General features: G+C 61.4%; 28 protein-coding genes. 22 read left to right on the top strand and 6 right to left on the bottom strand.

Translation table 11 applies throughout. The features are described 5' to 3' along the window. Positions 1-126 precede the first annotated feature (126 nt). The 8 genes from pth to argB all read left to right on the top strand — a co-directional run bounded on the left by pth (position 127) and on the right by argB (position 8,402). Positions 127-759, top strand: coding sequence for an aminoacyl-tRNA hydrolase (gene pth / locus ACI3L3_RS12505; RefSeq protein ID WP_404845464.1), 633 nt, complete (start codon positions 127-129; stop codon positions 757-759). 65 nt (positions 760-824) lie between these two features. Continuing rightward, complete coding sequence (locus ACI3L3_RS12500) at positions 825-1,340, top strand: CarD family transcriptional regulator (RefSeq protein ID WP_404845463.1); 516 nt, start codon at positions 825-827, stop codon at positions 1,338-1,340. 371 nt (positions 1,341-1,711) lie between these two features. Further along, entirely contained in the window at positions 1,712-2,959 is a 1,248-nt protein-coding gene (gene rho, locus ACI3L3_RS12495; RefSeq protein WP_404845462.1) for a transcription termination factor Rho, read from the top strand. 266 nt (positions 2,960-3,225) lie between these two features. Beyond that, positions 3,226-4,686, top strand: coding sequence for a M48 family metalloprotease (locus tag ACI3L3_RS12490; RefSeq protein ID WP_404845461.1), 1,461 nt, complete (start codon positions 3,226-3,228; stop codon positions 4,684-4,686). Between the two features lie 117 nt (positions 4,687-4,803). Then, positions 4,804-5,370 carry an O-acetyl-ADP-ribose deacetylase gene (locus ACI3L3_RS12485; RefSeq protein ID WP_404845460.1) on the top strand — a complete coding sequence of 189 codons (567 nt, stop codon included), beginning with the start codon at positions 4,804-4,806 and terminating at the stop codon, positions 5,368-5,370. Positions 5,371-5,506: 136 nt separating this feature from the next. Continuing rightward, positions 5,507-6,046 carry an ATP-dependent protease subunit HslV gene (gene hslV, locus ACI3L3_RS12480; protein ID WP_404845459.1) on the top strand — a complete coding sequence of 180 codons (540 nt, stop codon included), beginning with the start codon at positions 5,507-5,509 and terminating at the stop codon, positions 6,044-6,046. 44 nt (positions 6,047-6,090) lie between these two features. Then, on the top strand, positions 6,091-7,464 hold the full coding sequence (gene hslU, locus ACI3L3_RS12475) for an ATP-dependent protease ATPase subunit HslU (protein ID WP_404845458.1): 1,374 nt from the start codon (positions 6,091-6,093) through the stop codon (positions 7,462-7,464). A 71-nt stretch (positions 7,465-7,535) separates the two neighbouring features. Continuing rightward, the gene (gene argB, locus ACI3L3_RS12470) at positions 7,536-8,402 is read left to right on the top strand and encodes an acetylglutamate kinase (RefSeq protein WP_404845588.1); all 867 of its coding nucleotides are present in this window, start codon (positions 7,536-7,538) and stop codon (positions 8,400-8,402) included. Positions 8,403-8,490: 88 nt separating this feature from the next. Here argB and pyrR read toward each other — a convergent pair whose 3' ends face one another. Beyond that, positions 8,491-9,024, bottom strand: a complete 534-nt coding sequence (gene pyrR, locus ACI3L3_RS12465) for a bifunctional pyr operon transcriptional regulator/uracil phosphoribosyltransferase PyrR (RefSeq protein WP_404845457.1) — start codon at positions 9,022-9,024, stop codon at positions 8,491-8,493. A 239-nt stretch (positions 9,025-9,263) separates the two neighbouring features. On the opposite strand from pyrR, the gene ACI3L3_RS12460 reads away from it, so the two are divergent. The 13 genes from ACI3L3_RS12460 to ACI3L3_RS12400 all read left to right on the top strand — a co-directional run bounded on the left by ACI3L3_RS12460 (position 9,264) and on the right by ACI3L3_RS12400 (position 22,281). Then, a complete protein-coding gene (locus ACI3L3_RS12460; RefSeq protein WP_404845456.1) occupies positions 9,264-9,605 on the top strand; it encodes an IscA/HesB family protein in 342 nt (113 codons plus the stop codon). A 221-nt stretch (positions 9,606-9,826) separates the two neighbouring features. Continuing rightward, entirely contained in the window at positions 9,827-13,369 is a 3,543-nt protein-coding gene (locus ACI3L3_RS12455; RefSeq protein ID WP_404845455.1) for a cache domain-containing protein, read from the top strand. Positions 13,370-13,456: 87 nt separating this feature from the next. Beyond that, positions 13,457-13,798, top strand: a complete 342-nt coding sequence (locus ACI3L3_RS12450) for an IscA/HesB family protein (protein ID WP_404845454.1) — start codon at positions 13,457-13,459, stop codon at positions 13,796-13,798. A gap of 285 nt (positions 13,799-14,083) precedes the next feature. Next, entirely contained in the window at positions 14,084-14,437 is a 354-nt protein-coding gene (locus ACI3L3_RS12445; RefSeq protein WP_404845453.1) for a hydrogenase maturation nickel metallochaperone HypA, read from the top strand. Between the two features lie 51 nt (positions 14,438-14,488). Beyond that, on the top strand, positions 14,489-15,151 hold the full coding sequence (gene hypB, locus ACI3L3_RS12440) for a hydrogenase nickel incorporation protein HypB (protein ID WP_404845452.1): 663 nt from the start codon (positions 14,489-14,491) through the stop codon (positions 15,149-15,151). Between the two features lie 149 nt (positions 15,152-15,300). After that, complete coding sequence (locus ACI3L3_RS12435; RefSeq protein ID WP_404845451.1) at positions 15,301-16,644, top strand: sigma-54 interaction domain-containing protein; 1,344 nt, start codon at positions 15,301-15,303, stop codon at positions 16,642-16,644. A gap of 193 nt (positions 16,645-16,837) precedes the next feature. After that, a complete protein-coding gene (locus ACI3L3_RS12430) occupies positions 16,838-17,305 on the top strand; it encodes a NifB/NifX family molybdenum-iron cluster-binding protein (protein ID WP_404845450.1) in 468 nt (155 codons plus the stop codon). Beyond that, positions 17,306-17,665, top strand: a complete 360-nt coding sequence (locus tag ACI3L3_RS12425) for a NifB/NifX family molybdenum-iron cluster-binding protein (protein ID WP_404845449.1) — start codon at positions 17,306-17,308, stop codon at positions 17,663-17,665. It begins immediately after the preceding gene. A gap of 22 nt (positions 17,666-17,687) precedes the next feature. Then, complete coding sequence (locus tag ACI3L3_RS12420) at positions 17,688-18,572, top strand: ATP-binding protein (RefSeq protein WP_404845448.1); 885 nt, start codon at positions 17,688-17,690, stop codon at positions 18,570-18,572. Continuing rightward, a complete protein-coding gene (locus ACI3L3_RS12415; RefSeq protein WP_404845447.1) occupies positions 18,569-19,441 on the top strand; it encodes an ATP-binding protein in 873 nt (290 codons plus the stop codon). The genes ACI3L3_RS12420 and ACI3L3_RS12415 overlap by 4 nt, the downstream gene beginning before the upstream one ends. 15 nt (positions 19,442-19,456) lie before the next feature. Next, entirely contained in the window at positions 19,457-20,710 is a 1,254-nt protein-coding gene (locus ACI3L3_RS12410; RefSeq protein ID WP_404845446.1) for an iron-sulfur cluster carrier protein MrpORP, read from the top strand. A 323-nt stretch (positions 20,711-21,033) separates the two neighbouring features. Further along, complete coding sequence (gene sppA, locus ACI3L3_RS12405) at positions 21,034-22,044, top strand: signal peptide peptidase SppA (protein ID WP_404845445.1); 1,011 nt, start codon at positions 21,034-21,036, stop codon at positions 22,042-22,044. 27 nt (positions 22,045-22,071) lie between these two features. Further along, positions 22,072-22,281 (top strand): hypothetical protein, encoded by a 210-nt coding sequence (locus ACI3L3_RS12400; RefSeq protein ID WP_404845444.1) that lies wholly within the window; start codon positions 22,072-22,074, stop codon positions 22,279-22,281. A 79-nt stretch (positions 22,282-22,360) separates the two neighbouring features. Here the strand turns inward: ACI3L3_RS12400 and ACI3L3_RS12395 are convergent, their stop codons facing one another. From ACI3L3_RS12395 to ACI3L3_RS12380, 4 genes are all read right to left on the bottom strand, one after another. Continuing rightward, complete coding sequence (locus tag ACI3L3_RS12395; protein ID WP_404845443.1) at positions 22,361-23,146, bottom strand: FlgO family outer membrane protein; 786 nt, start codon at positions 23,144-23,146, stop codon at positions 22,361-22,363. Between the two features lie 13 nt (positions 23,147-23,159). Further along, positions 23,160-23,849 (bottom strand): hypothetical protein, encoded by a 690-nt coding sequence (locus ACI3L3_RS12390; protein ID WP_404845442.1) that lies wholly within the window; start codon positions 23,847-23,849, stop codon positions 23,160-23,162. A gap of 213 nt (positions 23,850-24,062) precedes the next feature. Beyond that, positions 24,063-24,488 carry a hypothetical protein gene (locus ACI3L3_RS12385; protein WP_404845441.1) on the bottom strand — a complete coding sequence of 142 codons (426 nt, stop codon included), beginning with the start codon at positions 24,486-24,488 and terminating at the stop codon, positions 24,063-24,065. Between the two features lie 222 nt (positions 24,489-24,710). Continuing rightward, the gene (locus tag ACI3L3_RS12380) at positions 24,711-25,436 is read right to left on the bottom strand and encodes a glutaminyl-peptide cyclotransferase (protein ID WP_404845440.1); all 726 of its coding nucleotides are present in this window, start codon (positions 25,434-25,436) and stop codon (positions 24,711-24,713) included. Positions 25,437-25,725: 289 nt separating this feature from the next. Between ACI3L3_RS12380 and ACI3L3_RS12375 the strand changes: the two genes are divergently transcribed. Then, a complete protein-coding gene (locus tag ACI3L3_RS12375) occupies positions 25,726-25,986 on the top strand; it encodes an RNA recognition motif domain-containing protein (protein ID WP_404845439.1) in 261 nt (86 codons plus the stop codon). 104 nt (positions 25,987-26,090) lie between these two features. Here ACI3L3_RS12375 and ACI3L3_RS12370 read toward each other — a convergent pair whose 3' ends face one another. Beyond that, entirely contained in the window at positions 26,091-26,558 is a 468-nt protein-coding gene (locus tag ACI3L3_RS12370; RefSeq protein ID WP_404845438.1) for a hypothetical protein, read from the bottom strand. Between the last annotated feature and the right edge of the window lies 1 nt (position 26,559).

Genomic DNA, 26,559 nt, shown 5'->3' with positions numbered 1-26,559 from the left:
ATCGGTGCCTCCCTTCTCCTATCGTCTTGGCCAGCCGGCCTCCTTGTTGTTATAGCTCCATCGCTTTAGGTCGTTGTGTAGCCCTGTGTGGCCGCTGACGCCTCGATAGGCATATTGGTAGTGCATATGAAAAATTTCGCAGGACTCATCGTTGGCCTCGGCAACCCCGGGCCCGACTACGAAAACACCCGCCACAACTTTGGTTTCATGCTGGCGGACCGCATTCTGGAAAAGGCGGGCGGCACGGAAAAGTGCCCGCGCGTTGGCAACTGGGATGACTGCCTTGCATGGGACTGCCCCATCATCCGGTCCAAGGCGCATTGGGTCGTGGCCAAGCCGCTGACCTATATGAACCTGAGCGGTATCGCCGTCAAACGCATCAGCGGCAAATATGCCCTTGCGGCAGAAAACATCATCGTCGCCCACGACGATATGGACCTGCCCCTTGGCAAGATGAAACTCAAAAAGGGTGGCGGAACCGCCGGCCACAACGGCCTGAACTCCATCGTCGACGAGCTGGGCACGCGAGAATTTCTGCGTCTTCGCCTTGGAGTCGGACGGCCCACTGTCCGTGGCGGAACGCGCGATTATGTGCTTGGCGAATTTTCCGAGCAGGAAATGGACACAGCCCAAGCGGTTGTGGATGCCGCCATCAAAGGCATTGGCATTCTGCTGCGCCGGGGCCTGCCCCTCGCCATACAGCACATCAACAGCTTTGACGCAGTACCCACCGCAGAGAATACTGAAAACCTAGACTAACAGAGTCTTTTAAGATACGTTTCTCGGGTTGCGTGCTTCACTGAGAGTAATGGAGATAAGGTAACGTGTTTTCAGAAAATGAAATTGTCGTCTACCCCGCCCAAGGTGTTGGGGTTGTTGAACGTATTGAGGAACAAGAAGTCGGCGGTGCAAAAGCCGAGTTCTACATCGTCCGTATCCTGAGCAACAATGTGACGCTTATGGTACCGGTCTTCAATGCGGAGAATGTCGGTCTGCGACATGTCTCATCCAAGGAAAAGGCGGATGCGATCATAGATTCGCTTAAGGACCGTTCCGACTTCACCGGATACTCCGGACAGAACTGGAACCGCCGCTACCGCGAATATTCCGAAAACCTCAAAAGTGGCGACCTGGCCGATGTCGCCTACGTCCTCAAAGAGCTGCTGCTCATCGGTAAGGACAAGGAACTCTCCTTTGGCGAACACCGCCTGCTGGAGCAAGCCATGGGTCTGTTGACGCTTGAACTGGCCCACGCTCTGGACAAGGAACAGGACACCGTCCGTACCGAAATCGAAGCGCTTTTCTCCGACGTTCTTGAAAAGAAGGAAGAAGAGGACTAGAAATCCCTTGCCATTGCGCATCCGGTGCGCTAAAAATTGTTCTATTGAAAAGAGCACTATTTTTTCTTCATTGCCAAGCAAACTTCGGCTGCATCCCTTGCATTAATTTCTCATTAATTAGCTCGTAAAGCCTATTACTTTCCGCGCACCGGATTCTTGTCGTGCGGAACGGAGCCGATACATTACCGGCTCCGTCCTATGGGCTTATGCTAGAATTTTTCTGTGGGTTCTCCACTGCGGTACGGGCTGTACCGAGTCACGTCGTTCAGTCTATATCCGTTACTGTTTTTTTGCCTCGTCCCACTAAAGACGTATCTTACACGACCAAAGCTAGCACCCCCCGCGTACCATACTGCGCCACGGAGAAGGTCATGCATCAAACCGAACTGAAAGCCAAAAGCATGTCCGAGCTGATGGAGCTCGCCAAGGAATACGAAATCGAAAACCCGAGCGGCATGCGCAAGCAGGAGCTTATCTTTGCTCTGCTTAAGGCATGCGCCTCGCAAAACGGCTCCATCTTTGGTGAGGGCGTTCTGGAAATCCTGCCCGACGGTTTCGGCTTCCTGCGCTCCCCCATGTACAGCTACATGCCCGGCCCCGACGATATTTATGTCTCCCCTTCCCAGATCCGCCGATTCGGCCTGCGAAAGGGCGACGTCATCTCCGGCCAGATTCGCCCCCCAAAAGAAGGCGAACGCTACTTCGCCCTCCTGCGGGTGAACGAAATCGGGTTCGAGAAACCCGAGGCCACCAAAAGCCTCATCCTCTTTGACAACCTCACCCCCATCTACCCCGACGAACATTTCCGCCTTGAAAACGGCAAAGAAAACCTCTCTGCCCGCATCATCGACCTGCTTGCTCCCATCGGCAAGGGTCAGCGCGCGCTGTTCGTTGCTCCGCCCCGCACGGGTAAGACCGTGCTGCTGCAGACGGTAGCCAACTCCATCAAAGCCAACTTCCCGGACACCTACACCATCGTTCTGCTCATTGACGAACGCCCCGAGGAAGTCACGGACATGGAGCGCACCGTTAACGCGGAAGTCGTCAGTTCCACCTTTGACGAGCCGCCGCAGCGTCACGTGCAGGTTGCCGAAATGGTTATGGAAAAAGCCAAACGCCTTGTGGAACGCAACAAGGACGTTGTTATCCTGCTGGACTCCATCACCCGCCTTGGCCGCGCCTACAACGCCGTGACGCCTTCGTCCGGCCGCGTGCTGTCCGGTGGTCTGGACGCCAACGCCCTGCAGCGCCCCAAGCGCTTCTTCGGCGCGGCGCGCAACGTGGAGGAAGGCGGCAGCCTGACCATCATCGCCACCGCCCTCATCGACACCGGCTCCCGCATGGACGAAGTCATCTTCGAAGAGTTCAAGGGCACCGGCAACTGTGAGGTCTACCTCGACCGCCACCTGTCCGAGAAGCGCGTCTTCCCGGCACTGGATATCAACCGCTCCGGCACCCGTAAGGAAGAGCTTCTGCTCTCCGACGATGTGCTGAACCGCGTGTGGATACTCCGCAAGGTCCTCGCGCCCATGAACTCCATTGATTCCATGGAATTCCTCATCAAACGCATGAAGAACTCCAAGAACAACAAGCAGTTCCTGGACATGATGAACAAATAGGTTCATCGCGCTCAGTGTCTCTCCAGCGGGCCGAAGCAGTTGCTTCGGCCCGCTTTTTTTGCATCTGGGCGTCCGGCGCGTGCAGGGCATCATCTTGCACATCCTTGGCGAACCGGCCAAGGTGCGGTATCAGGGAACGCGAAGTATGCGCCGTCACCAGACGACGCCGGACCAGCCTACGCCGCAGGCACCCCGCCTGTCAGGCCGAGCGGTCCGTTTCCGTCATCAACCGCCCGCCCGCGCGGGCCTTCGTATAAGGAACATCCATGTCCCGAACGCACACCGGCCTTCTTGCCCCGATGCGTCACGCACTGTGCCTGCTCCTCGCTCTGCTTATTGCTGCCGGGCCACTGCTTGCGCCGCGCCCTGCGCGCGCCGACCTGTTTGGCGACTTTCCCATCGAAAAGGAAAAGGAACTCGGCAAAAAGTACAACACCCTCATGCGGGCACGCCTACCCATCATTGAGGACCCGGAAATCTCCGGCTATATCCGCGGCATTGTGGAACGCATCAACGCGCAGGTGCCGAACATGCCCTTCGAGCTTAAGACCTCCGTGGTGCTGAACCACCACATCAACGCCTTTGCCGCGCCCGCCGGATACGTCTACGTCTTCACCGGCCTCATCACCAATTTTGAGCATGAGGCCGAGCTTGCGGGCGTTATTGCGCACGAACTCGCGCACGTGTCCCACCGCCACATCGCCGGACGCATCAAACAGCAGCAGGTGACGCAGCTTGGCATGCTGGCCGGAATGCTGGCCGGAATGTTCATGGGCGCGGCCGCTGGCGGCGACAGCGGCGCGGCCGCAGGCAACGCCCTCGCCATCGGCTCGCTGGCTGGCGGCGTACAGACCATGCTCAACTACAGCCGCGTGGACGAACGCGAGGCTGACCAGTCCGGCCTGAAATACCTTGTCGCGGCAGGCTACAACCCCACAGGCATGGTGTCGGCATTCAAGAAGATTAAGAAAAAGGCGTGGCTGGCCGGTGCGGGCAACCTGCCCAAGTACCTCAGCACCCACCCCGCCGTTGAGGACCGCATCACCTTCCTGAGCAGCCGCATCGGCTCCATGCCAAGCGACATCCAAAACCGCCCGCTGGACGACAGCAAGTTCCAGCGCATTAAAACGCTTATCACCGCCCGCTACCTTGACCCGCAGCTGGCCATCAGCCGTCTGGAGACGCCGCGTGGCGAAAACGGCGCGCTCAGCGCCATGGGCCAAGGCATTGTCTACTCGCGCGAGAACAAAATCGGCCCCGCACGCGAGGCGTTCGCCTCCGCTGTGGACCTTGCGCCCAACGACCCCCTTGTCCTGCGCGAGGCCGGACGCTTTCACTACCTCAAAGGCGACCCAAAGCTCGCCGCCAGCCTGCTGCAAAAGGCCGTGCTCCTTAATTCCAAGGACCTGATGGCGCTTTTCTACTTTGCCCGCCTGCTAGGCGACAATGGCGACACCAGCCGCGCCATCGACATGTACCGCCGCGTGCTGGCCCACCTGCCCGAGGATAGCGAGGTCCACTACCACCTTGGCCGCGTGCTGGGTGAATCCGGCAACCTCTTCGAGGGGCACCTGCACCTCGCCTACTCCGCCATCTACGGCCTGAACAAAAAGAAATCGCGCTTCCATCTGGAAAAGGCGGAATCCCTCGTCAATGATGACGAATCTCGCAAGGAGCTTTTTGAACAGCTCAAGAAAGTCTACGCCGAACGCGCCGAATTCTGGTAGCCCGGCCCGCCACAGCGCCTCAGGCCATGCCGCACATCGCGGCATGGCCTTTTTTCATGTTTCGCGCTAGGGCTGAAGAGGCCGCATCACGCACGGCAAATCTGCGCAGGAGGCACCATGATCACAACGCTCGGCTCGTGGCCCATCGGTTCCGGCACTCTCTTCATCCGCACCGGCGATATTACGGCGTCCACCTCGGACGCCATTGTCAACGCCGCCAACTCGCGCCTTGCCGGTGGCGGCGGTGTGGACGGCGCCATCCACCGCGCCGCAGGCCCGGACCTGCCCCGCGCCTGCAAGCGCATCATTGCCGAGCGTGGCACCCTACCGCCCGGACAGGCGGCCATTACCCCTGGGTTTAGCCTTGCCGCGCGCCACATCGTGCATACCGTTGGCCCCATCTGGCGCGGCGGAACAGACGGGGAACCCGAAACCCTCGCCTCCGCCTACCGCGAAAGCGTCCGCCTTGCCGCCGAACATGGCGCCCAGAGTGTGGACTTTCCCGCCATCAGCTGCGGCGTTTACGGCTTCCCTGTCGAGCGCGCCGCCCCCATCGCGCTGCAAACCCTTGCAAAAACTCTGGAGCAGGGTCTGGTCAACGCCGTTTCCATGGTTATCTTTTCCGACAACGCAGCAAAAACGTGGCTCGCCCGTGGCTCCGAACTCTTCGGGCCGCCCGCTTGAGCCCGCTGGCCGCGAGGGGACGGCAGAGCCTGCATCCCCCATTCTGCCCCGGTTTTCGGCGGCGCGCGGCCCACAGCAACGTCAAACATGACGTGGAGACCACACCCGGCCTCCACAACGCGACAACGAGGATTCAATGGACATACGAGGCACTACCATCCTTGCCGTTCTGGATGAGAACGGCGTAGCCATCGCAGGAGACGGACAGGTCACCTTCGGCCAGAATGTGGCCCTCAAGCACGGCGCGCGCAAGGTGCGCCGCCTGTATAAAGACAAGGTCATCGCCGGTTTTGCCGGTTCCACGGCCGACGCCTTTACGCTGTTTGAACGCTTTGAGGCCAAGCTTGAGGAATTCGGCGGCAACCTCGTGCGCGCCAGCGTCGAGCTCGCCAAGGAATGGCGCATGGACAAATACCTGCGCAAGCTGGAAGCCATGATGATTGTGGCAGACGCCGAAAACGTCCTTATCCTCACCGGCACCGGCGACGTTATTGAGCCGGACGACGGCGTGGTTGCCATTGGTTCCGGCGGCCCCTACGCGCTGTCCGCCGCCCGCGCCATGAAGCGCAACACGGACCTGCCCGCCGAAACCATCGCCGAAAAGGCCCTTGGCATCGCCGCGGAAATCTGCGTGTACACCAATGACCACATCATCGTGGAAACCCAGAAGAAATAAGCATTCGCGCGGCAGGCCCCGCTTTGCCGCAGGGAGCATACACAGTGCATACCTTGACCCCCAGAGAGATTGTTTCCGAACTGGACCGCTACATCATCGGCCAGCAGGACGCCAAACGCATGGTTGCCATCGCCATGCGCAACCGCTGGCGCAGACAGCAGGTGGCTCCGGAGCTGCGCGACGAAATCGCGCCCAAGAACATTATCATGATTGGCCCCACCGGCGTGGGTAAGACGGAAATCGCCCGCCGTCTCGCCAATCTGGCTGGCGCGCCCTTCTTCAAGGTCGAGGCCTCCAAGTTCACGGAAGTGGGCTACGTGGGCCGCGACGTGGAGTCCATGGTCCGCGACCTGATGGAAATCTCCATCAACCTCGTCCACAAGGAAGAAGGCGAGCGCGTCCGCGTGAAGGCCGAAAAGCACGCCGAAGAGCGCCTGCTGGACCTCTTGCTCCCCAACTCCCCTTCCGGTTCCTCCGCCGCCACCCCGGTCTACGCCGCCGGCGCGGACGGACAGGTCTCCACGCAGGAGTCCGGCTCCTCCACGCGCGACAAGCTGCGCAAGCTGTGGCGTCAGGGCAAGCTGGATGACAGACAGGTGGAAGTGGAAGTGGCGTCCTCCTCCGGCCAGAACATCGGCGTCATGTCCATGCCCGGCATGGAAGACATGGAGAACCAAATCCGCGACATGATGGGCCGCTTCATGCCCCAGCAGAAGAAGCCCAAGCGTATGAACGTGCGCGACGCGTACGAAGTGCTGCTGCAGGAAGAAAGCGAAAAGCTCATCGACCACGACCGCGTGACGGACATCGCCCGCGAGCGCGTGGAACAGGGCGGCATCATCTTCATCGACGAAATCGACAAGATTTGCGCCTCCTCCGCCAAGGGCGGCAACGCCGACGTCTCGCGCGAGGGCGTGCAGCGCGACCTGCTGCCCATCGTTGAAGGCAGCGTGGTGAATACCAAATACGGTATGGTGCACACGGACCACATCCTGTTCATCGCCGCCGGCGCGTTCCACCTCTCCAAGCCCTCGGACCTCATCCCCGAGCTTCAGGGCCGCTTCCCCCTGCGGGTGGAGCTTTCCAGCCTTGGCAAGGACGAGTTCCTGCGCATCCTCAAGGAGCCGAAGAACGCCCTCACCACGCAGTACAAGGCGCTTTTGGAGACCGAAGGCCTCAAACTGGAATTCGCCGACGACGCCATCGAAGAGCTGGCCGCCTACGCCGAGCGCATCAACACCGAGTCCGAAAACATCGGTGCCCGCCGCCTGTACACCATCCTTGAGCGCGTGGTGCAGGACCTGTCCTTCGACGCCCCGGACAAGAGCGGCCAGAACATCGTTATCGACCGGGAGTACGTTCGACAGCACCTTGAAGACGTGGTGGAAGACCGCGACCTCTCCCGGTACATACTCTAATTCAGCCAAATCGCCGGGCCCTGCGGGGTCCGGCCCAGCCCACCAAGGAGCCGACAGTGGATCAGGACGTCATGCACACAGCGGATGTGCTGCTGGAATCGCTGCCCTACATCAGGCAGTTTTACGGTCAGACCATCGTCATCAAGTACGGTGGCCACGCCATGAAGGACGAGGAACTCAAGCAGGCCTTTGCCAAGTGCGTGGTCCTGCTCAAGTACATCGGGGTCAACCCGGTCATCGTCCACGGCGGCGGCCCGCAGATTGGCCAGATGCTCGACCAGCTCAGCATTCCCAGCGAATTCCGCGAAGGCCTGCGCGTGACGGACGACGCCACCATGAATGTGGTTGAAATGGTTCTGGCCGGCACGGTGAACAAGCAGATCGTAAACCTGCTGAACCTTGCGGGCGGCAAGGCCGTGGGCCTTTCCGGCAAGGACGGCGGCACCATCTCCTGCACCAAGCTGGAAATCGCCGTGGACCGCGACAACCTCACGCCCGAGATTATCGACCTTGGGCACGTGGGCGAAGTGTCGGCCATTGACCCCACCCTGATCAACTCGCTGCTGCGCGACGGCTTCATCCCCGTCATTGCGCCGGTGGGCGTGGACGAAACCGGCGAAACCTACAACATCAACGCCGACACCGTGGCCTCTGCCGTGGCAACGGCGGTGGGCGCGCGCCGCTTTGTCCTGCTCACGGACGTGGCGGGCATCCTTGATGCGGACAAGAACCTTATCTCCTCCGTCAACCGCGCGGACGCCCTTGGCCTTATCGAGGACGGCACCGTGCAGGGCGGCATGATTCCCAAGGTCAAATGCTGCATCGAAGCCGTGGAAGGCGGCGTTGGCAAGGCGCAGATTATCGATGGCCGCCTGCCCAACTCCGTACTCCTTGAGCTGTTTACCGAGGAAGGCATCGGAACGGAAATCGTCGCCTAAGCCCCCATCGGTCCCAAACGCAAAAAAGGCCGGAGCATCCACACGGATGCCCCGGCCTTTTCATGTTCGCTGGTGCGAAAATGCGCGCCTACTCGACGAGGCACACCATTTCCTTGCCATCGCGTTCGTCCAGATAGACGTCCACGTGTTCGCCGCGGCGGGTCTCCACCACTTTGCCCACGTAGTCGGCCTGAATGGGCAGCTCGCGGTGGCCCCGGTCCACCAGAACCATCAGTTCCACCTGCTTGGGCCGGCCAAAGTCCAAAATGGCCTCCAGCGCGGAGCGGATGGTGCGCCCGGTGAACAACACGTCGTCCACAAGGATGATTTCCTTACCGTCGATGTCGAACAGGATTTCGGTCTTGTTGATTTGGGGCTGCACGTCAAGGGTCGTCCAGTCGTCCCGGTACAGATTAATATCCAGAAGTCCGGAAGAGATGGTGCGGCCAAGGCGCTTTTCCAGCGCTGCGCGCAGGCGCGCGGCAAGGTCCACGCCGCGGCGCTGAATGCCAAGGATGGCGACGTCCTTGCAGTCGCCGTGGCGTTCGTTAATCTCCATGGCAAGGCGTTCCATGGTGCGGCTTATCTCTTCGGCGTTGAGAATCACTTTGCTGTTGCTCATGCTATGCGTCTCCAGACGTATCCGGTTGCGTGTCTGTTGGGCCGTGATGCCCTTTATACCGTGATTCACGGAGGATACGGCATCACCAGCGGCATTGCAATACCGCAGGGGCGCCGCCCGCGCCGGGGGGACGACTACTATAGATAAAACCTATTGTAATCTATAATTCCTATCAATATAGTTGACAAAGAGCACCAGCCACCTTACCTCTCCAGCATCAGCAAATTCTGGAGGTAATAATGCTTGAACTCTCAGACAAGGCTCGTCAGGAGCTGATTTCCTACTTCAGTGATAAGGAAATCACCCCGGTGCGTGTCTATCTCGCCCCTGGTGGTTGAGCTGGCCCACGCCTGTCATTGGCTCTGGATGAGCCAAAAGAATCCGACGAGGTCTTCGATTTTGAAGGCGGCCTCAAGTTCGTCATAGACAAGCAGCTGCTTTCGAGCGCTGCTCCCGTTAAAGTCGACCTGTCCTACACGGGCTTTGTTGTCGACTCCAACCTGCCCATCAGTGGCGGTAGCTGCTCCAGCGGCGGCTGCTCCAGCAGCGGTTGCGGAACCAGCGGGAGCTGCTGCAGCTAGCACCCATTGCACCGCACTTTACAGGGCGGCGTTCCTTCGGGAATGCCGCCCTGTTCGTTTTACAGCCCACCACACGCGCCCTGCGTTGCCATCCCCGCCCGCGCCCACACCTTCCCTCCGCACGGATGCTTTGACCTCGCGCCCAAAAAATATCATCTTGGAAGATACGTTCCTCCCTGTGCCCATCACCCACGGGCGGAGCGCAAACCCCAGGAGAATCCGTGCCGACGACTCCGCTCAAAACCTCCATGAGCCGCCGTTTCCTGCAAGGGGTGCTACTCCTTGCCTCTCTGAGCATCCTTGTGCTTGGCACTGTGTGGTGCGTGACGGACTACATCCAGTTCAAGGACGACTCCGCCGCCCTGCAGGAGCGCTACCTCCAAACGCAAAAGCGCATCGCCCGGACCGAGGTGGAAAACGCCGTTGACTTCATCCGGCAAATCCGTGTCAACGCTCGCGCCCGCCTCAAAACCGCCCTGCGCAACCACGTGGAAAGCATCCGCCTGATGGCCGGCCAGCTTTATGAAACGCTCTCCAAAACCCTGCCGGAGGATGAGGTCAAGGCCCGCATCATCGAGGCGTTTCGGGCCTCGCGCTACAATCAGGGCAAGGGGTACTACTTCATCCTTGACGCGGACGGAAGAATTCTCCTGAACCCCATGCATCCGAACCTTGAGGGGCAACAGACCATCGACCTGCGCGACGAGGACGGACGTTTCGTCATCCGGGAGATGATCTCCATCGTCACCCAGCGGCAAACGGGATTCTATGAGTACGTCTGGGCGCGCCCGGACACGGACACCCCGGGGCGCAAGCTCTCCTACATCCGCGACTTTTCCCCCTTTGGCTGGGTGATTGGCACCGGCGAATACATCGAGGACATGGAGGCGGACATCCAGCGCCAAGCGCTCTCCATCCTCGCCTCGCGCCGGTTTGGAGACTACGGCTACATTTTTGCCGGGCAATGGGACGGCACCGTGCTGCTTGGCCCATCCACCGGCGAAAACATGATCCACCTTGTGGACGTCAACGGCGTGCAAATCGTGCGCGAGCTTATCGCCACAGCCAAGAGCGGCGGGGGCTTTGTGGAGTACGTCATGCCCGCGGCGGACGACCTGCCCGCCTCCCAAAAAATCAGCTATGCCAAGGGCGTTCCGGAATGGCAATGGTTTGTCGGCGCGGGCGTTTTCACCGACGACATCGACGCCCTTGTCATCCAAAAAAAGGAAGAACTTGCCGCGCGCATGGTGTTCAATGCCACCGTCATTGGCGGACTTCTCGCCCTTGTCACCCTCTTGGGGCTGGTCCTGTCCCGCCGTCACACGGCCTCCATCCGGCGCGATGTGGCCTCGTTCACGAACTTCTTTAACGACGCGGCAGAGCACCTGACCCACGTGGACCCAAATCGCCTCATATTTCAAGACTTCCACGAGATAGCCGTGGCCGCAAACGGCATGCTGGACGCCCGCCTGCGCACCATCACGGAGTTACAGCGCAGTGAGCAGCGCTTCACCATGCTCATGGAGCAGTCCCCCTTTGCCATAGAAATCTACGACTCCAACGGCGTGCTGCTGCGCGCCAACCGCGCCTGGGCCGCGCTGTGGGATGTGGACGAACCGGAAGAGGCTCCGGGCAACTACTCCATCCTCACGGACCCCACCGCGCGGGAGCTTGGTCTGGCGGAGGCCCTGCGCCGCGCGCTGGCCGGAGAAACGGTCTTTATGCCCAGCATTGAGTTCACCCCTGAGAAGGACGGGCGCAAACAGCGTCCCCGGCATATCCTCTCGCGCGCCTACCCCCTGCGGGACAAGGACAACTCCATCGAATTCGCCGCCATCACCCACGAGGACATCTCCGACCGCCGCGAAGTGGAGATGGACCGCGACCGCATCTTTGATACGTCGCAGGACCTGCTGAGCGTCTCGGACCTGTCGGGCAAGCTACTGCGCGTCAATCCCGCGTGGACAAGCACCCTTGGCTGGGATGAGCACGAGCTCAAGGCCTTTGCGCCCTTTGACTATGTCCACCCCGAGGACAGGGACCGCACCCGCGCCCTTGCCGACGACCTGAAGGGAACAAACCGCATCTACGGCTTTGAGAGCCGCTACCTGTGCAAGGACGGCTCCACCCGGTGGATGTCCTCCAACGCCTATGTGGACGAGGACAGCCAGCGCCTCTACGCCGTCACGCGCGATATCACGGACCGCAAACAGGCCGAGGACGCCTTGCTGCGCACCCAGTTTGCCGTGGACAACGCCGCCGTCGCCATCACATGGCTGACCACACAAGGACGCATCAGCTACGTTAACGACGCAGCCTGCGCCCTCTACGGCAAAACGCGGCCCGAGCTGACGGACTGCCTCATCACCGACCTCTCTCCCTCCCTGACCACCTCCGGATGGAAGAGCTTTGTTGCCGGACTCGTGGACAAGGGTGCGGATTCGTTTCAGGACACCCTGCGCCGCGCGGACGGCACACTCCTGAGCATTGACACCACAGCGCACCTGCTGGAGCTGGAAGGCGAAAAACTCGTCTGCCTGTTCACCTTCGACACCACCGAGCGCATGCGCACGCAGCAGGAGATGTCGCGCCTGCGCGCGCTGCTGGTCAGCATTGTGGATTCCATGCCCTCTCTGCTTATTGGTGTGGACGCGGACCTGCGCGTAACCCAGTGGAACAGCACAGCGGCCCAGCGCACCGGCATCGCCGCGCAGGACGCCATAGGCAGTCCGCTGTCCACGGTACTTCCCCTTGGCGACAAGGAAACCGCCACAGTCAAGGAGGCCCTCGCCTCAGCGCACCCGCAGGAACTCCTGCGGCTGGAGCGCTACTACGATGGGCACCGCGTTTTTGAGGACATGATGGTCTATCCCCTTGCCGCCCACGACGTGCCCGGCGCGGTCATCCGGCTGGACGACGTTACCGAGCGCACCCGCATGGAGAACATGATGGTGCAGACCGAAAAGATGCTCTCCATCGGCGGACTGGCCGCAGGCCTCGCCCATGAAATCAACAACCCCCTTGGCGGCATTCTGCAAGGCGTGCAAAATATCGAACGCCGCCTGTCGCCGGATATTCCCGCCAATGCCGTGGCCGCGGAAAAAACCGCCAGCTCCCTTGACTCCGTGCGCGCCTACCTTGAGGAGCGCAGCATCTTCCGCATGCTATCCGGCATACGCACAGCCGGCGAACGCGCCGCGTCCATCGTGGCCAGCATGCTGGAATTCAACAGCCGCCACGGCACCAGCAGGCGCGAGGTCGACCTTGCGACCCTCATTGACGACGCCGTCGAGCTGGCGGCCACGGATTACGACAGCTCGCGCGGGTTTGATTTCATGAACATCTCCATCCGGCGCGAATATCCACCGCAAACGTCGCACGCCATTTGCGCTCCGGCGGAGATGCAGCAGGTACTGCTCTCCATCCTCCGCAACGCCGCGCAGGCCCTGCACGACGACCCGGAAACGCCGCACCCCACCATCACCCTGCGCCTGTCCGAAACCGACGAATTTGCCGTCATCGAAATCACAGACAACGGTCCCGGCCTGCCGGAAGGCACGCAAAGCCGCATCTTCGAGCCGTTTTACACCACCCGCGACCCCGGACAGGGCACAGGACTCAGCATGTCCGTGGCGTATTACATCGTCACCCAAAACCACGGCGGCGAAATAGAAGTGGACTCCGTACCCGGCGAGGGCACCCGCTTCATCATCCGTCTGCCGCACAACCACGCGGCCTCCGGCCAGTCCGAGGCGGACTTATGATAGGTTTTTCCTATCCGTACTATTGACATCAGCAGGCAGAGCACTACTCTCCATCCAGATACCCAATCGACAGAATAGGAGTAATCAATGATTGAAATCACCGAAGCCGCCCGCAAGGAGCTGGTGGCTTTCTTCAGCGACAAGGAAGTTTCTCCCATCCGTGTGTACTTGGCTCCGGGCGGCTGCTCCGGACCACGCCTGTCTCTGGCGCTGGACGCACCCGGTGAAGGCGACGAAAGCTTTGACCTCGGCGACGACCTCACCTTCGTGGTGGAATCCAAGCTGCACGCCAGCGCACAGCCCATCAAAGTGGACCTGACCTACACCGGCTTCACCATTGAGTCTTCTCTGGAGCTTGGCGGCGGCGGTTGCGGCACCAGCGGTGGTGGCTGCGGCGGTTGCGGCTCCTCCGGGAGCTGCTGCAGCTAGTACGCTCACGCACTATGACGACCTCAAAACGCGGCGCACCTCCCACGGGCGCCGCGTTTTTTGTTGCGCGGCTCTCCCGCAGGGCGAATTCTGCGCCCACATCGCAGGGCAAAACATGCGCCCGCAAACGCCCCGAAACCCGCCATTTCACGCGCCTTCCCGCCAAAGTGCCCACCATTCTCAGAAATACGCCTTTTCATTCACGGCGCGGAGATGTATGAAGAAACCGAGTTCAAACGAAGGCCACTTTCGACCAGAACCGCCTTTCCCGAAGAGAGCAAGCCAATGCACGAGATGTCCATAGCCCAGAGCCTTATCAGCATCATCAAAGAGGAAATGGAAAAGCACGGCCTGACCACGCTTCGGCGGGTCCGGGTAAAGCATGGCAAGCTGGCGGCCATTGTGCCGGAGTCGTTGCACTTCGCCTTTGAGGCGTGCACCCTCGGTACGCCGCTGGAAGGCGCAGAACTGGACATGGAGGTCATCCCCCTCATCCTTGAATGCGGCGAGTGCGGCCTCCGCTTCTCGCCGGAAGAGCCGGACGCCCTGTTCGTTCCCTGCCCCGACTGCGGCGAGGGAATAGGGCACAAGGTGCTGCAGGGCAAAGAACTCTACCTTGACAACATGGAGGCCGAATAAGGCCCACTCCGCCACAGGCGGACCCGCAACATGATTCCAAGGAGACAGGACATGGAAATCCCAGTTGTACGAAACATCCTTGAGGCAAACGACCGCATCTCCGCCCAGTTGCGAAAGAGATTTGCGCAGAACAAGGTGCTGGTGCTGAACCTCATCAGCTCCCCCGGGTCCGGCAAGACCTCCACGCTGGAGCGTACGCTGGAAGACCTGCGCAACGAGTTCAAAATGGCCGTCATCGAGGGCGACATCCTCACGGACAACGACGCCAAGCGCGTTGCCGCCACCGGCGCGCAGGCCGTGCAGATCAACACCGACGGCGCATGCCACCTCGACGGCTCCATGATTCTGGAAGCCCTTGAATCCATCGACCTTGAGGGACTGGACATCCTGTTCGTGGAGAACGTGGGCAACCTTGTGTGCCCTGCCGAATTTGAAGTGGGCGAAGACTTCAAGGTCGCCCTGCTGTCCGTGACCGAAGGCGACGACAAGCCGGAGAAGTACCCACTGCTCTTTGCCGAATCCGCCGTCATGGTCCTGAACAAGATCGACCTGCTGCCCTACGTGGACTTTGACATGGAAAAGGCCCGCCGCTTCGCCACCGGCCTGAACAAGGACATCAGCATCTACCCCGTCTCCTGCAAGACCTGCGAAGGCCTCGACGGCTGGTACGCATGGCTGCGCCAGAAGGTGAAGGAAAAGAAGCAGGCCGAATAGCGCGCCGCACGGCCAGCACCGCTGCGCCGTCCTCCGCGCACAACGCCGCGCCAAAGACGACATCATCAAGGAGCATGCGCCGCGCGGCGCATGCTCCTTGTCCGCTTCTCCCCTGTGGACAAGCGGGCTACGTAAGGAGACAGGAGTCAATGCCGTTCCCGGACAATCTCCCCGGAGAAGCCATCCTCAATTCCATTGCCGACGGTGTGTTCACCGTGGACTTGGACTGGACCATCACGTCCTTTAATCAGGCGGCCTCGCGCATCACGGGCGTGCCCGCGGAGGAAGCCATCGGCCAAAAGTGCTGGGAGGTCTTCCACTCCAGCATCTGCGACGGCGACTGCGCCCTGCGCACCTGCCTGCGCAAAACCGGCTCCATCTCCAACAAGTCCATCTTCATCGTCCGCCCGGACGGGGAGAAGGTGCCCATCTCCATCTCCGCCTCGCCCTTGTACGACTGCGACGGCAACGTCGTGGGCGGCGTGGAGACCTTCCGCGACCTCACGGACATCCACCTCATCCGCAAGGAAATGCAGGAGTCCTACACCTTTGAGGACATCGTGGGCAAATCCGAGGCCCTGTCGCGCACCTTCCGCATACTGCCGCACATCGCCAAAAGTCAGGCCACGGTGCTGCTGCTTGGCGAGTCCGGCACAGGCAAGGAGCTGTTCGCCCGCGCCATCCACAACCTCAGCAGCCGCAAGGACGGGCCCTTTGTCGCCGTCAACTGCGGCGCCTTGCCGGATACCCTGCTGGAGTCCGAGCTGTTCGGCTACAAGGCCGGAGCCTTCACCGACGCCAAACGCGACAAGGCCGGTCGCTTTCAAACCGCGCGCGGCGGCACGCTGTTCCTCGACGAAATCGGCGACATGCCGCAAAACCTGCAAGTGAAGCTCCTGCGCGTCCTGCAGGAGAAAGTCTTTGAGCCGCTGGGGTCCGAAACGCCCGTCAAGGCCGATGTCCGCGTCATCGCCGCCACCAACCGCGACCTGCAGGCCCTCGTGGACGAAGGCACCTTCCGCCAGGACCTCTACTACCGCCTGAACGTCGCCCAGATGCACCTGCCCGCCCTGCGCGAGCGCCGCGAGGACATCCCCCTGCTGGTGGACTATTTTGTGCGCAAGCTCAACGCCCTGCAGGGCAAGGACGTGGAAGGCGTCTCCGAGGACGTACTGTCCATCCTCATGCGCCACCCCTTCCCCGGCAACGTGCGCGAGCTGGAAAACGTGCTGGAATTCGCATTCATCCTCTGCCCGTCCGGCTTTGTGCAGGTGGAGCATCTGCCCGAGCACCTCCAGCCCGAGGAAGACGCCGCGCCCATCGCAGCCGGTGACGACCAGCCCATGTCGCTGGAGCGCATCAAATGCCGCGCCGTGGCCCGCGCCCTGGCCCGTAACGGCGGGAAACGTATGAAGACGTGCCGCGAGCTGGATATCTCCAAAGACACACTCCGGCGCATGATACGCCGCTGTCAGGATATGGGCGAATTTTAAGCCCGGCCCGCCTTGCCGCGGGCTTTTTTTTCGCCTGTTTTACGGTTACGGGGCACTACCCGCACAACATAAACAACTGAATTTCAACACTTTTCAACAAAACGCATATTTTGGCACCATCTATGCTCATCTCCTCCCGAACACGGGCCATGGCATTTCGCCACGCCCACAATCCCGTTGCCGAGGACCACGCATGAACCTCTGTTTGGCATGCTTCGAAGACCGGCTGGCCTCTCTGCTCGAAAACACAACGAGCTTCCGCCTCTACCGCGTAGAGGACGGCACGGCGACCCCCGCCGGGGGCTTCGACATCGCCCAGAACGACACCGCGCGCCTTGTAAGCGCCCTCACCTCCTATAAGGTGGACTCCCTCGTCTGTGGCGGCGTCACCGGCTGTACGCGCCGGATGCTGCTTCAGGCCGGACTGGACGTTCGCCCATGGGTACGGGGCACCATTGAAGACGTGCTCAGCGCCGTGCTGGACGATAGTCTCGAACATCTCGCCATGCCCGGATGCGGCGGCAGACGCTGCGGCAGAGGCCGCATGGAGAGCGACCTCATCGCTCCCGGTTGCCGCGAACGCCGTCAGGGCTACGGACAGGGGCGCGGCATGGGTCACGGACGAGGCACGGGAAAGACTCCGAAAAAGGGAGGCGCATAGATGAAAATCGCCATCACCAGTCAGGGCCAGACTCTGGACAGCTCCATCGACCCCCGCTTCGGCCGCGCCGCCGGATTTGTCCTTGTGGATACCGAAAGCGGCGACATCGACTACGCAGACAACACGCAGAACCTTACCCTGGCGCAGGGCGCTGGCATTCAGGCCGCGCAGAATGTGGCCCGCACGGGCGCACAGGCCGTCATCACCGGCCACGTTGGCCCCAAGGCCTTCACTGCACTAAACAAGGGCAAGATTGACATTTACCTTGGCGCGGCGGGCACCGTGCAGGAAGCGCTGGACGCCTTCAAGTCCGGCAAGCTGAGTGCAGCCGACGCCGCCGACAAGGAAGGCCACTGGTAGGCCGGGGAGAATGGATACCACGATGCTGAATATAGCCGTTGCCAGCGGAAAGGGCGGCACGGGCAAAACCACGGTCTCCGCAAACCTCGCCGCATGGCTTGCCTCGCGGGGCACCCATGTCACGGCGCTGGATTGCGACGTGGAGGAGCCCAACCTGCACCTTTTCCTCAAGCCGGATTGGACCGAAACCCGCACCGAGAGCGTGCCCGTCCCCGTCGTGGACGAGGACGCCTGCCTCGGCGAGGAGTGCCGCAAGTGCGTAGACCTCTGCCGCTTTAAAGCGCTCATCATGATGGGCGGGTCGGTCATGGTCTTTCCCGAACTCTGTCACGGATGCGGCCTGTGCAACCTTGCATGCCCAGCAAACGCCATCACCGAAGGCGAGCGCGAAATCGGCATCGTCAGGCAAGGCCCGGCCACGGTTTCCGGTGCCAAGGGGCTCATTGTCACTGGCGGTGAACTCCGCATCGGCGAAGCCATGGCACCGCCGCTTATTCAGGCCGTCAAAAAGGACTCGCCCGAGGCGGACGTGCGCATTATCGACAGCCCGCCCGGAACCAGTTGCCCGGTCATTGCGTCCCTTGGCAGCAGCGACCTTGCCGTGCTGGTCACCGAACCCACGCCCTTTGGCCTGCATGACCTTGAACTGGCCGTTGGCGTGCTGCGCAAGATGAACATCCCCTTTGGCGTGGTCATCAACCGCGACGGCATGGGCGACGACCGCACCCACAAATACCTTGAACGCGAAGGCATCCCCCTGCTGGGCAGTCTGCCCCACTCCACCGAGGCGGCGCACTGCTACTCCGAGGGACGCCTGCACATTGAAGCCCTGCCCGATTTCTCGCAGGCCTACGCCGCCATCTGGGCGAATATCCAGAGCATGGCGGCACAGGAGGGCGCGGCATGAAGGAACTCGTAGTCATCAGCGGCAAGGGCGGCACGGGCAAAACCACCGTCACCGCCGCGCTGGCCGCACTGACGCCCAACAAGGTCCTTGCGGACTGCGACGTGGACGCGGCGGACCTGCACCTCATCCTCGACCCCACCGTGGGCCGCACGGTGGACTTCTACAGCGGCGAGATAGCGACCATTGACCCGGACGCCTGCACCCAGTGCGGGCTGTGCGCGGAGCACTGCCGCTACGACGCCATTACCGAGGACTTCACGGTGCAGAAGGAACACTGCGAGGGCTGCGGCGTGTGCGCCTTTGTTTGTCCGGTTCAGGCCGCCACCATGCAGGAACGCATGTGCGGCTACTGGTACGACTCCACAACGCGCTTTGGGCACATGGTGCACGCCAACCTTGGCATAGGCGAGGAGAACTCCGGCAAGCTGGTTACCACCGTGCGCAAGGAAGCCCGCGCCACGGCGGAAAAGCTGAGCGCGGACCTTATCCTGACCGACGGCCCTCCCGGTGTGGGCTGCCCGGTCATCGCCTCCCTTGGCGGCACGGACCTGACGCTGGCCGTTGCGGAGCCGACACTCTCCGCCCTACACGACCTCAAGCGCGTGTATAAACTTTCACGGCACTTCAAGGTGCCCATGATGGTCATCATCAACAAGGCGGACATCAACGCCGCCATCGTTGAGGAGATCAAATGCTGGTGTGAGGAGTACGACGTTGAAATCGCGGGCGTGCTCCCGTATGACCAGGTGGTCACAACTGCGCAAATTCACGGTAAAAGCATCGTCGAGTACGACCCCGACGGCCTTGGCCTTACCATGCGCACTATCTGGGACAACGTGTCCCGTCGCCTGTTTGCCGATAAGGCATAGATTAGGAGGAACACTATGAGCGAATGCGGTAACTGCTCCAGCGGCAGCGAATCCTGCGGCTCCTGCCAGGAGAACCCTCAGGACCAGAAAATCAAAAAAGCCCTGGGCCGGATCAAGAATAAAATTGTCGTCATGTCCGGCAAAGGCGGCGTGGGCAAGTCCACCGTCGCCACCAACATTGCCGTGGCACTGTCCATGGCGGGCATGAAGGTTGGCCTGCTGGACGTTGACGTCCACGGCCCCAGCGTCCCGCGCCTGCTCTCCCTGCAGGACGAAAAGCCCCACATGGAGCGCGACTGCATGGAGCCTGTCTCCTGGAGCCAGAATCTGGGCGTTATGTCCCTGGGCTTCCTGCTGCCCTCCAAGGACGACGCCGTCATCTGGCGTGGCCCGGTAAAAATTGGCCTCATCCGCCAGTTCATCTCCGACGTCACGTGGGGCGACCTGGACTTCCTGATCGTAGACTGCCCTCCCGGAACCGGCGACGAACCCCTCTCCGCCCTGCAGGAGCTTGGCTCCGACGCCAAGGCCGTCATCGTCACCACCCCGCAGGGGGTGGCCATTGACGACGTGCGCCGCTCCGTGACCTTCTGCAATCAGGTCGGCAACGAAATCGTCGGCATCGTGGAAAACATGAGCGGCTTTGTCTGCTCCAAGTGCGGCAACGTGGAAAACGTGTTCGGTTCTGGCGGCGGCGAAGAACTCGCCCAGCAGACCGGCGTGCCGTTCCTCGGCAGCATCCCCATGAACGCCGATGTCGCCCGCGCCGGCGACGAGGGCTTCCCCGTGCTGAAGCTGGGCGATCACAGCCCGGTTGGCGAAGCCTTCAACCACATCATCAAGCCCCTGCTGGGCCTTGCCGGCAAGCTGCAGGAGCAGGCAGACACCACCCAGCCCGTGGAAGCGGTTCTTGCCAGCGACAACGGCACCACCCGCTTTGCCGTGCCCGTGGCCAATGGCCAGCTGTGCATGCACTTCGGCCACTGCGACAAGTTCGCCGTGATGGACGTGGACAACACGACCAAGACCATCACCAAGGGTGAACTGCTCACGCCTCCGCCGCACGAGCCGGGCGTTCTGCCCCGCTGGCTGGCCGAAAAGGGTGCCAACGTCATCATCGCCGGCGGCATGGGCGCACGCGCCCAGAGCCTGTTCACCGAAAACGGCATCAAGGTCGTTGTCGGCGCGCAGCCCGGCGACCCCGAGGAAATCGTCAAGACCTACCTCGACGGCAAGCTGACCGTGGGCCAGAATATCTGCGACCACTAGTCCGCACCCACCCCGTCATATACCCGGCCGAAGGCGCTTTGCCTTCGGCCGGTTTTTTGTACGCTGTTGTGCGCGATTCTGTGCGCTATTTGTATGCGAGGCTATGTGGCGGTTCTCTGAGGAATCGAAAATGAGAAGCCACATTGCGCCAACGTTCCCGCCCCCCACGAACGGCCCACTACGCGGCCTGCGCACTCTCCGCCGCAAGGCGCCGCCCTCTTCCCTTTCCACCAGCCCTGCGCTGTTCCCCTCTCTGCACCTGTGCTATCCTCGCGTCTCCATTGCATCCCTTTTACCGCGCCCACACCCTCAAGGAGGCCGCCATGTCCCGCCGTCTTGTGCTCCTGAGCATCGTGCTCCTCGCCGCCGCCAGCCTTACCGCCTGCGCGCCCAAGATTTCCCTGTTCGGCGACGGGGCTGGCCAGCCGCTGGCAGAAAGCGTCATCTCCGGCACTGCGCCGGAAAAAGTGCTGGTCATTCCCGTCACGGGGACTATTTCCACAGCGCCGCCGCGCGAGTTTGGCCCCTCCCTTGGCGCTCGGCCCAGTCTGGTGCAGGAGGTGGTCTCGCACCTGCGCCGGGCCGAGGCGGACCCGGCCATCCGCGCCGTGGTGCTGATGGTGGACTCTCCGGGCGGCACGGTTGTGGCGTCGGACACGCTGTATCATGAAGTGATGGCCTTCCGGCAGCGCACGGGCCGGCCCGTGGTGGCGCTGATGCACAATGTGGCGGCCAGTGGCGGCTATTATGTCAGCATTGCGGCGGACCACATTGTGGCGCACCCCACCACCGTGACGGGATCCATCGGCACGGTGCTCATCGTTCCCAAGCTGCATGGACTGATGGAAAAGGTGGGCGTGTCGACCATGGTCATCAAATCCGGCGCGCTCAAGGACATGGGGTCCCCCTTCCGCGCCAGCCCCGAAAAGGAGCGGAAGCTGCTGCAAAACATGATAGACGACATGAATTCGCGCTTCCTTCAGGCGGTGAAGGCGCGGAGAAGACTTGACCAGAAGGCACTAGACGCGGTAGCCGATGCACGTGTGCTCATGGCAAACGAGGCCGTACGGCTGGGACTGGTGGACGCCACGGGATATACCGAAGACGCCCTTGCCAAGGCCCGCGACCTTGCCGAACTTTCTGAGGATGCGCGCGTGGTGGTCTACCGCCGCACCCGCTTCCCTGATGACAACCTGTACAACACCGCCACCGGTTCGTGGTCTGGACCCCTCACGGGCGGGACAACCCTTGTCCTGCCGGATGTCCTCTCCACGCCCCGCACCGGCTTTTACCACCTGTGGACGCCCGCCCTTGGCGGCGCGGCAGGCAACTAGCCAGATGGCGCATCTAGGAGGATTGCAATGGATAACGAATGGGTGACAGTCGCCGTCTTTCCCGTCCTGAATGAAGAAGTAGCCCGCGAAGTTCAGCGCTGGGAATTTGTGGCCGAAGACATGGCCCTTTACCCGGAGCGCAACGTCCGCTACGTGGAGAAGGACAATCAGGTTATTGTACAGGTCAGCCAGACCATCAACCTCGCATTTGATGGCGGTCTCGGCGCGGCCAGCTAAGGCGCACCCCGACACAACACACAAAAAGCCCGGAAGCGGTCTACACCGCTCCGGGCTTTTTCTTTGCCTTCTGTCCGCGCTACTGCACGCGCTGTGGCGGGAACAAACGGAATATTTCGCCCTGCGTCTTGGGCGTGGCCGGGGCGGCCTTGGCAGGCGCCTCGTCGGTGATGTTCTCCTGCCGCACGGGAGCCGCCGGGGCCGCCACCCGTTTAACGGGCGCCATGGGGCGCGCTTCGCCAAGGGGCGCACGCACCAAGCGTTCAAAGTCCTCCTGCGGAGCCTTGGGCGACAGCAGGCGCGACACCACGCCGCGGTTGGGCAGCGCCCAGTCGTAGGCGGAAACGATAACGCCGTCATCAAGGCGCACCACCTGCGCGGCCACAAACACATTGTGCGCGTCCACGGTATAGCACCCGGCAAGGATGGCCTCGGCGTCGAACTTCTGCTGCATCAGGCGCGCAGTCTCGCGGGTGAGGGCAAATTCGCCCTCGCCGGCGCGCACGCCGATTTCCTTGCGCAGCCGGATTTCCATCACATCATACCCCGCCTGCACAAGGCGCGAAACCACCTGCGACGACACCAGCCGCCCAAAGGGCGAGGACGATTCAAAATCCTCGCGGTCCACAAAGGTGGCGGCAAGGATGCGCGTGCCCTCGGGGACGCGGTTTTTCAGGTTGGCGGCCAGCCCGTCGGCGGCCACAAAACTGCCGGCGACAAGGGCGTCGCCCTCAAAGGAGCCGCCAACGGTCTGGCGGTAAGGCCCGGTGGCCCCCTGCTGGCTTGTGTCCCGCACCGTGCATCCCACAGCGGCGCAGCAGAACAGGAACAGGAGAACGGATTTCACGAGAGAACGGATGGACACTTTCACTGCCTCGCTAGTTATTGGTCACAGACATACTTTTGGTGGTGTAGGCGGGAAGGCCGTCGCCCCCAACGGGCGGAATCGGCTTGCCATAGTGGCGGTTATCCCCGTCGTTGATGTAATAAATGCTGGACGAGTGCGTCACGAAACGATTGCGCCAAACCATGCTGGACGTGATGATGACCTCGTGCGAGCTGTAGCCCGGCAAGGTGCCGATGGCCACGTCCGCCAGAATGCCCGCCGCACTGGCCGCATAAATGGCGTCCGCGCCAAGGTCGCGGCTGACGGCAATGCCAGCGCCAAGCACCGACAAAAGCCCCGGCGGTGTACGCTGAAACCGCTTGCCGTGCTTCACCATCTGCACCTTAAAGCGCAGTTCGAGCTGGCCTTCATCCTTGTCCGACACCTGCAGGCCCTCGTGCACAAGGTGCGAGCGCAGCAGCTCGCGAAAAACCTCTGCAAACGGACCCTGCGCATCGGGGATGACGTCAATGGCCAACAGGCGCAGTTCCACGCGGTCGTCCAGCGCCTTTTTACTCTGCTTTGCCACGTCCTCGGCCAAAATGTCCCAGTGCCGCGCCGCCTGCATCTTGTGCTGCGTCTCCATGGGATAGGACGACGCCACAGGAAGCTGCGACTGGCACCCGGCAAGCAGGCCGACAACCAGCACAGTCATCATGAATAGTCCACATCGCTGCATCATTCGGGTACTCCCGCTTGAGGCTGCTGTCCTTGGCGCGCGGACGGCAAAAGACCCCTCGCACACCACACCGCCACATTTGTCCTATCGGCGGCATCCCCCGGTTCTTTACCCTCCCTGCCGCGTAGCCCTCGGTGGCAGGACGCAAAACGCGCCAGAGCCGCCCGGAATGCTCCGGGCGGCTCTGGCGCGCAAGGGGACGAAGAACGCGCGCTGTCAGCTTACGGCGCGAACATAGTCCTCCATGTTCACTTCCTTCCAGCGCTTGCTGACCCAATAGGCCGCGGCCCAAATCATGAGCGATGCGGCCTGTGTGTCATTAAGACGTTTGAGCTTGGCTTCCAGATTCGCCTTGCTGGCGCCGTGCCTCGTGTGCAGCAGGCTGATGTCGCAGGCGTCCTGAAGCCGGAGTTGCAAATAGGCAAGGCGGGACTGGTCCGGGAGGAGTTTCACTTCCTTGTGCGCTTCAAGGATGGTCATGAGTTCCGGTGTGGAAAACATGCCCTTCACCTGATTGATGGACCGGAAAAAGGTATCCACAGCCCACGGGACGACGAACTCCGCTCCAGCGCTCTTGGTCCGGAAATATTCCTTGAGCCACTGTTCATGCTCGGGGGATACCCGCGCCGCAACCTGTGCCATGCCTCCTCCCTTTCAGGAAAGCGCCATACAAGGTTCAAACACTTCTACAGACAAGTATATACACACGCCCATGCTTTTCATCAAGACTTTTTCTAGACAGCCCCAGGCAGTTCCCACGCAAAATACACGACGCCGTCTTGATTTTCTCAAAACTCCGGCCAACACTGCATCCACACGCGTCACCAACCAACCGCCACCACATGAATAACCACCCCACAACACCTACTGTGCGTCTATCACGTACATATTGCCCCAGTTTTTCCCGGTCACATACAACCTCTCGCCCGCGGCATCCCATGCAATGCCATTGAGCACCCCGCCGCCGCGGGCGCGCTCCTGTCTGGCAATGGATGCGCAATCCACCCACCGCGTCACAACGCCTGTCGCCGGGTCAATCACGGCGATGCTGTCGCTGTGCCACACATTGGCCCATATCTCGCCGTCCACCCACTCCAGCTCGTTCAGGGCGCGCACGGGGCGCCCTGCATCCGTCACTTCCACGCGCCGCACAGGGGCAAAGGTGCGTACGTCGCGCACGGTCAGGTACTGCGAGCCGTCACTCTGCCACAGCCGCTGCCCGTCCCACGTCAGCCCCCAGCCCTCGCCGTCGTAGGTAAAGGTCGCCGTCACGCACTCCGTGGCGGGGTCGAAGACCAGCGCCCGCCCTGCCTTCCACGTCAGCATCACAATGCGCTCCCCCGCCGCTGTTGCGCCCTCGCCAAACACTGTTGGACTCAGGGGCCACACCTTCATAACGCGCCCACTACGCGCCTCCACCTGCCGCAAGCCGGAGTGCCCGTAGCGCCCCGTTGTTTCATACAGAGCGCCACCGGCGAAAAACAGCCCCTGCGTAAAGGCCCGTGAATCATGGGGAATGCGCTCACGCACCGTGCATGCAACACGCGGCGAGGCGTCTGTATCGGATACGTCCGCGGCATGTGTCAGCACGACACACAACAGGCCAACCAATCCACAAACGAGCAAGACAACGCCACAGCGCCATGAAGCACCCACACAACGAAGCATAACACCAGCCATATGTGTTTATCCGCCAATCACGGACCTATTTCCGCAAACAAAAGAACCGGAAATCATGCACCAACCAGTGAAAAATGCATTTCCACTTGACTTTATACCCTATAACGCGGAGTACTATTAAATGTCTCGCAGTTTTGTACCCACCCTCGACATGGGTTCTGCGGGTTGTGTTTCACGATCTTTTTAAGGAGTTTTGGAAATGGTCAAGTCGATTTACGTAGGGAACCTGCCCTGGAGCAGCACTGAGGACGAAATCCGTGAACTTTTCGAAAGTTACGGCGAAGTGCACTCCGTCAAGATTATCGAAGACCGCGACACGGGGCGCTCTCGCGGTTTCGGTTTCGTCGAGATGAGCGCCAACGAAGCGCTGGCCGCCATCGACAGCCTGCAGGAGGCCTCCCTTGGTGGACGCGCCCTGCGCATCAATGAAGCACGACCCCGCCAGCCCAGAAGGTGGTAACACCGCTGCGCTGCAGCTAACTCTACCCCCTACATACAATACGGCCCGCCTCGCATACTGCGAAGCGGGCCGTTCTCATTGCAAGACGGGGAGGCAGAGGCGGATTACTCCTCCAGCCCTTTGATGGACTTGCCAAGCTGGGTCATCTTTGCCCGGATGTACGACGAGGCCAAGTCGCCAAGGTCGTGGTCACCAGTATGCTCCAGCCCGTAGGAGCGCAAATCCTCATCAATCTGCTTTTCCATGCGTTCGGACTCAAGGAACATCAAATAGATAAGGGTCAACGCGGCATTATTTTCTTCCTTGCCGTCGCACAGCATGTCCAGGTGGTCCTGCGGCACCGTCTCGAACAGACGGTCCATAAACATGCCAATCCACTTCTCGTAGAGGTCGGGCAGGATGGGCGGCACGCAATCCGCCAATTTTTCCGTAGCGCGGGGGTCCACTTCGGCCCCCATGGTCACGCCAAAGAATTCCTGCAGGGCCTCTTTTCTGCGCTCGGGACTCTGGTCCAGCTTCTGGTGCAGGACGGTCCGGATATGCGCCCGCATGGTCTGGGGGTCCATGGACATA

The sequence above is a fragment of the Desulfobaculum sp. SPO524 genome, from assembly GCF_044987625.1.
Classification (GTDB): domain Bacteria; phylum Desulfobacterota; class Desulfovibrionia; order Desulfovibrionales; family Desulfovibrionaceae; genus Desulfobaculum.
The sequence above is the reverse complement of the archived record's forward strand: the minus strand, read 5'-3'. Positions and strand labels throughout refer to the sequence as shown.